General features: G+C 69.7%; 4 protein-coding genes and 1 pseudogene. 3 read left to right on the top strand and 2 right to left on the bottom strand.

Annotated features, from left to right (window positions below):
* The 3 genes from KMS84_RS37675 to KMS84_RS37665 all read left to right on the top strand — a co-directional run.
* Positions 1 to 1037, top strand: a 1037-nt coding sequence (locus KMS84_RS37675; protein WP_256921060.1) for a tyrosine-type recombinase/integrase, incomplete at its 5' end; no start/stop codon positions are given.
* Positions 1037 to 1357 carry a helix-turn-helix domain-containing protein gene (locus tag KMS84_RS37670; protein WP_256921059.1) on the top strand — a complete coding sequence of 107 codons (321 nt, stop codon included), beginning with the start codon at positions 1037 to 1039 and terminating at the stop codon, positions 1355 to 1357. The genes KMS84_RS37675 and KMS84_RS37670, both read left to right, overlap by 1 nt.
* A 65-nt stretch (positions 1358 to 1422) precedes the next feature.
* Positions 1423 to 3114, top strand: coding sequence for a site-specific integrase (locus KMS84_RS37665; RefSeq protein ID WP_256921061.1), 1692 nt, complete (start codon positions 1423 to 1425; stop codon positions 3112 to 3114).
* A gap of 15 nt (positions 3115 to 3129) precedes the next feature.
* Here the strand turns inward: KMS84_RS37665 and KMS84_RS43515 are convergent.
* Both KMS84_RS43515 and KMS84_RS37655 read right to left on the bottom strand, forming a co-directional pair.
* Positions 3130 to 3278, bottom strand: a pseudogene (locus tag KMS84_RS43515) (mycothiol transferase); the annotation flags it as partial.
* A 256-nt stretch (positions 3279 to 3534) separates the two neighbouring features.
* Positions 3535 to 4338, bottom strand: coding sequence for a GNAT family N-acetyltransferase (locus KMS84_RS37655; protein ID WP_438819030.1), 804 nt, complete (start codon positions 4336 to 4338; stop codon positions 3535 to 3537).
* Between the last annotated feature and the right edge of the window lie 1218 nt (positions 4339 to 5556).

Raw genomic sequence — 5556 nt, 5'->3', positions numbered from 1 at the left:
GTGTGGGGGAGGGGCCGGTCGGGTTTGAGGAGGAGTTGGTGGACCGGTTTTTGTTGGCGGGGTTGGGGGCGGGGATTTCGGATCGGTCGTTGGCGGAGGACCGGTCGGTGTTGTGTGACGTGCTGCGGTCGACGGGCCGGCGGGTGTGGGATGTCCAGGCGCGGGATGTGGACGGCTGGCTGGTGTCGCTGCGCCGGGAGCGGGGTCTGGCGAGGTCGACGGTGTATGACCGGGCGAACACGATTGCCCGGTTCTACGATTTTCTGGCTTGTCGGTATCAGAGCGAGATTCATGCGCGGACGGGGTGTGTGGTGGTGCAGCCGGTCGATGAGTTCAACCGGCCCAAGCGCGCCGATTACGGCGTGGCGCGTGTTCCTCCCTCGAGCGGGGAGGTGGCGGGCTTGTTCGAGGGCTGGCGCCAGACACTGCCGCAGGCGCGGAAGTACCTGCCGGCGGTGCGGAACTATGTGGTCGCGTCGTTGTGGCGGCGGGTGGGCCTCAGGCTGAACGAGTCGGTGATGCTGGACGTCGGCGACTGGCGCCCGGACGCGGGCCCCTTCGGGAAGCTGCATGTCCGCTTCGGTAAGGGGAGTCAGGGCCGCGGGCCCCGCGCGCGGCTGGTCCCGGGGATCGACGGGGTGGATGTGCTGCTGGAGTGGTGGCTGACTGAGGTGCGCCCTCACTTCCGCGGTGACCACACCGATCCTGCGGCGCCGATGTTCCCCGGCGAACGCCCCACTGCGGCCGGCCGGGCCGGCGCGCACGCTCTGCGCTCGGGACTGGCCGCGGCCGTCGAGGTGTTCCTGCCCACCTGGTCGGGCCGGCTGTCTCCCCATGGGCTGCGGCATTTCTGCGCGTCGTCGCTCTATGGACGCGGCGTGGACTTGAAGGCGATCCAGGAGCTGCTGGGCCACGAGTGGCTGGCGACCACGACCCGCTACATCCATGTGCGGGCCGAACACATCGAGCAGGCGTGGACCCAGGCCAATGCACGAGTGGCCGGCCGTCTGGGCCTGGGCGACGGGCGGGAGAGCTGATGCGGTGGGAACTGCGAGAGCGTGCGGCCGAGCGCGGGATGCGGACGTCGGCCGAGGTGCGCCGGCGGCTCGCCGGGCAGGGCCTGGTGATCAGTGCGGGGAAGATGTCCGGTTGGTGGTCGGGTATCCCGGTCAGTGTCCGGCTGGACGACCTGGAAGCGCTCTGCGCGGTGCTGGCGTGTGAGCCGTCTGATCTGCTGATCCGCGCGGCCGCTTCGCCCGATGCCCTACCTTGCCCCGCCGGCCCGGCCCCCGCCCCGGCCCCCGGCGTGGCCGCGCAGCGGCCGGGGCGCCTTCGCCGGTCGGTGCCGCCGCTGTGACCCGCCCGGCCCGCAGCAGGGCGATGTGCACCGTGTGCGGGCGGCGACCGCCGGCGATGGGACGGGTGGAGTTCTGTTACACCTGCTGGCCGGGAGGCCCGGTCACCCCGCCGCCGTGTCTGCGCTGCGGCTCAACGCGCCTCTACTACGCCACAGGGCTGTGCGAACGCTGCCACCCAAACGCGATCCCCCCACCCGACTCGTGCACCAACTGCCTGGCGTGGGGCGCCACACGGCATCTGGGCTGGCTGTGCAAGGGCTGCCTCTCCTGGACCCACAAATACACCCACACCGCCGCCTGCACCCTATGCGGACATCAGGCGGTCCTGGACGCGAGCAGGATCTGCCGACTGTGCCGCAAACAGACTCTGCTGTCGCGCAACACCGGCCACCGCGCCCCCACCGCTCACTGGCAGCAAGGCTGCCGCACCGGCCAGCAACTGTTCTTCGCCGATCTGTTCTCCAGCCGCCACCGCGGCGCCGCGATCATCCCGCCCGTACCGCTGCGCCCCGAGCCGACGCCACCACCCGCACACCGACAGCTGGTCCTGTGCGACGCGGTCCGCACACTGCGCCGACGCGGCACCGAAGGACTGGCCCGACGCGCGGATCCACATCTCGCGGCGTGGGTAGAACAGTTCACGCGTGAGGAGGCAATCCGCTACAGCTGGAGCCGTGACACGACCTGGCGGGTCCGCACCGGCGTCAACATCGTCCTCGGCTTCCTCCAGACCCCGGGCGCCGCGCTCACCGCCGACGATGTCGCCGTGCTGAGACAGGTCAACCTGCCCCACGGCCACGTCACCGCCATCCTCGAGCGGGCCGGCCTCCTCACCAGCGACCGCGTCCCCGCGGTGATCACCTGGGCCGAGCAACAGATCACCGCACTGCCACCCGCCATGGCCGGCCAGATCCGCGCTTGGCTGACCCTCATGCACGAAGGCAGCACCAGCCCGCCGCGACGCCATCCCCGCTCCGAGACCACCATCCGCCTGCACCTGCACTGGGCCATGCCCGCCCTCACCCAGTGGGCCGCCACCGGCAAGACCTCCCTGCGCGAGATCACCCCCCACGACATCCGCACCGCGCTCCCACCGACCGGAGCCACCCGGACCCAGATGGGCCAGGGACTGCGCTCGATCTTCCGCCTCCTCAAAGCACAGCGCCTGGTCTTCACCGACCCGGCCCGCCAGGTCAGCACCGGCTTCCCCGCCCCCACCATCCCGATGCCACTCCCCGTCGAACACATCCGCGCCGCCCTCGACTCCGCCGACCCCGCCCAGGCCCTCTTGGCAGCACTCGCCGCCTTCCACGCCCTGACCGCCCAGCAGATCCAGCACCTGCGCCTCACCGACATCCACGACAGCCACCTCGACGTGGATAAACGCCGGGTCCCACTCGCCGAACCCGTACGCCAGCGCCTGGCCGCCTACCTACACCACCGCCGCCGGCACTGGCCCACAACCGCCAACCCCCACCTCTTCCTCCACTTCCGCACCGCCACCACCACCGCGCACGTCGGCCACCGCTGGATCAACCTCCGCCTCGGCCCACACCTGACCACCCGCGCTCTGCGCAACGACCGCCTCCTCGACGAAGCCCTCGCCACCGACGGCGACGCCAAACGCCTCGGCGACCTGTTCCACATCAGCACCCGCACAGCCCAACGCTTCACCCACAGCCTGGAACACCCCGACCTCCGCACCCCCACACCCGGGCACCCCTCGCGACCACCTGCCGCGCGCAGGCGGCTGTAGGGGTGTTGGAGACATCTCGTGTTCGGTGCGCATCCCGGCTCCACCGCCGACGCCTTCGCGCAGGATGTCAGCATGCCCGGCATGCCGATTGGTCTCGCCGAGGACCAGGATGGAGCACCCAGCGCAGGCCACCACGGCACGTGACCGGGGACATCAAGGGCAAGCCCGCCATCCTCGCGGCACCGAGCCGAGGAAACCAGGCCTCCCGCATGTCGCGCATGGGTTAAATCAAAGGTCTAATTCCTGGAGTCGCGGGCTATCGCTGCGGGCCTGCAGCCGACGCAGCTGCGGAAATAGGCTCGGCTGCCGTCCGCCCGCGCCGCCTGGCCGCCAGCGGTACTCGTCGGGCCGTCTACGGCCCCTGAGCGCCCTCCCACACGGCCGGGGCAGGGCGTCGGGGCTGCCAGGATGGGCACTGGGCTAAGGCCGGTTGGTTGTGGCGGGGTCGGCCCCGTCGTCGGAGGGCAGGTCCCGCTCGTAGTGGACGAAGCGGTCGGCCGGGACGAAGGTGTCGTAGAGGCGGCGGGCGGGGTTGTCGTGCGCGGTGAGCCAGTGCACGCGTGCCCAACCGCGGGCGGTGGCGAGGTCGAAGAGGTCCTGGAGGAGCAGGCGTCCCGCCCCGAGCCCGCGGTGCGCGGGGTCAACGAAGAGGTCCTCCAGATAGCAGACCTGTCCGGTGAGCCACGTGCTGTGGTGGAACACGCTGTTGGTGATGCCGATGACCGTACCGTCGTGCTCGGCGACGCGGCCCAGCAGCGGCTGGTGCGGGTCGAGGAGCCGTTGCCAGGTGGAGTCGGTGACCGCCGCGGGGACGGTGGACTCGTAGAAGTCGAGGTAGCCGGCCCACAGTCGGCGCCAGTCCTTCTCGTCAGCCGCGGCGAGGTCACGGATGGTGATCGGAGAAGTTTCGGGCATCTCGGCTCCAGGTGGTGTGCTCGGGGGGACGCTTGTGCGCGAGCGGGCCGTGGTGACGGCCAGCACAGCGAAAGTCTCACCCAGGTCCTCCACCTCGCTCCACCTCGGGTAGCGGCTGACGAAGGCGGCCGCGACCAGGCCGAAGAACCTCGAGGGCTTCGAGTAGGTGCCCAGGTGCATCAGGTCGGACGCGTCGTGGTCGATGATCAGCTGCACGGCACAGTGGCAGGCGTTGCCCGCGCACTGCGCGTCCGAGTCGGTGCGCCCGGCGACGAGGTGATCGAGGACGTCGGGATGGACAGGCCCCAGACGACGCCCTGTCGGTCGAGGTCGTCCTGGGCCGTCCGGGCGGCGTTGCCCATCGACTGGCCAGGACGTCGGCCTGTCCGCGGTGGGAGTACGCGATGTTGTGACTCATGATCGCCATCGTGCGCGGCCCGAGCCAGCGGTGGCTCTTGACCTGGCAGAGGGTCATGCCGTCGTCGGTGCGCGTGAAGGCGCTCACGCTGGCCGTCGGCCAGGGCCACCCTTGCGGACGTCCATGCCGTGCACGGTGAAGCCGGGCAGGACCGACAGCCTTGGCACATCGAAGGCGACGAAGCGCGCCGGGCACTCGCCGGCCGCCCGGGCCGCCCCGGCCCCGCTGCGGGTGCGGTCTCCCTTGGAGCGGCTGTGCGGGCGGGCCCTAGTTCCTGGAGGTGTGGGGCTATCGCTGCGGGCCTGCAGCCGACGCAGCTGCCGAATCACCCCATGCCGTACCCACGGGCTGTTCGTTGGCTGCCGCATCACCCTCGTGCCGCACCCACGCGCTGATCGCGCCAAGGGGCATGTCGGCCTGACTCCCAAAATTTACACAACTCCATACGATGATGCATCGCGCTGCGATCCTTGCCCACACTCCGGGCGACGCACCGGAACGCCATATCGGAATCGAAGGCCGCTGTGGAGGATGGGCGTATGCCAGATACCCCACTCCGAGAAAGCCCTCAACTTCGTTACCCAGTAGGCGCGTTGCAAAGTGGCAGACGAGGGCAGTCGATGAAGAGACCGGAGGGAGAGTCATGACGGAACACCCTGGCCCGCGTACGCCGCCAGCATGGGCCATGCCAGGCAACCGGTGGACACCTTGGGTTTTCTGGCCCTTGCTCTGCTGGAGTATCACGTTGCTGGTGTGGCGGATAATCGATGGCGCCAGCGCTGCTCGCATCCTGGTGGCAGCCGGCTTGATCCTCGTGTTCGGCTCGCTGCTGGTCGCCAATCGGGCCGCGAGGCGCAAACAGAACTGAGGGGGCGTCGGGCGCCCCTACCCGACGCCCCCTCAGTTGTCAGCCCGGCGAAGCCGGCAGGGCGGGTGCGCAGCGGACGCCCGCAGTTCCCGCTTGCGGGAACTGCAATCCCCTTCAGTATTGGAGCGAAGCGGAAATACTTATATAAAGCGCGTAGCGCTTTATTAGAAATCCGCTTGCGGATTTCATGAATTCGCGAAGCGAATTCCTATATGCCCCGGCTTGCCGGGGCATATCCCGC

It is taken from the genome of Streptomyces hilarionis (genome assembly GCF_024539675.1).
GTDB lineage: Bacteria > Actinomycetota > Actinomycetes > Streptomycetales > Streptomycetaceae > Streptomyces > Streptomyces hilarionis.
This window is presented reverse-complemented; position numbering and strand designations above follow the sequence as displayed.